The organism is Pseudomonas karstica (assembly GCF_009707515.1).
Taxonomy (GTDB): domain Bacteria; phylum Pseudomonadota; class Gammaproteobacteria; order Pseudomonadales; family Pseudomonadaceae; genus Aquipseudomonas; species Aquipseudomonas karstica.
The window spans coordinates 1-449 of the sequence record NZ_WLYI01000094.1 but is presented as its reverse complement, the minus strand read 5'-3'; the positions used below and the strand labels follow the sequence as shown (position 1 = coordinate 449).

The following is a 449-nucleotide window of genomic DNA, read 5'->3' as shown; positions in this document are numbered from 1 at the left end:
GCTCGCTTTCGCCTACAGCGTTCGTCGCCTCGATCAACCGCCATTGTTCGTCATAGCGGTAGGCAACGACGTTCTGCTCGGTCACCCAAACGAACTCGCGATCCTCTTCGGCGCGAAACACCTGGTAGTCGACCGCGACGATATGGCCTCGGTCATAACGCAGCAGCAACGCCCGACCCGCACCGTTATCCAGGCGCTGGATGCGTCCTAGAACATCGCGGAAAATGCGCAGGCGGTTGTCGTACGCATCGCTGATCGAAACCAGCACGCCGTCGCGAAAGTGATAAAACCGCGATGCCTGTGCCAGCACCAGCTCATCCGGCGAAGCGCCCAGATAAATCGCGGCTTCAGCCAAACTGTTGCTGATCGCCGGTCGCGAAGCGGTGGGCAACGGAAACGCGGTGCTGCGATTCTCATGATCGGTCCACACCACCGAGTCGCCGTTCACC

1 protein-coding gene is annotated in these 449 nt (G+C 60.4%); it reads right to left on the bottom strand.

The annotated features are described in order from the left end of the window. On the bottom strand, positions 1 to 449 hold a 449-nt coding region (locus tag GIR22_RS26050), incomplete at both ends, for a hypothetical protein (RefSeq protein WP_178122473.1).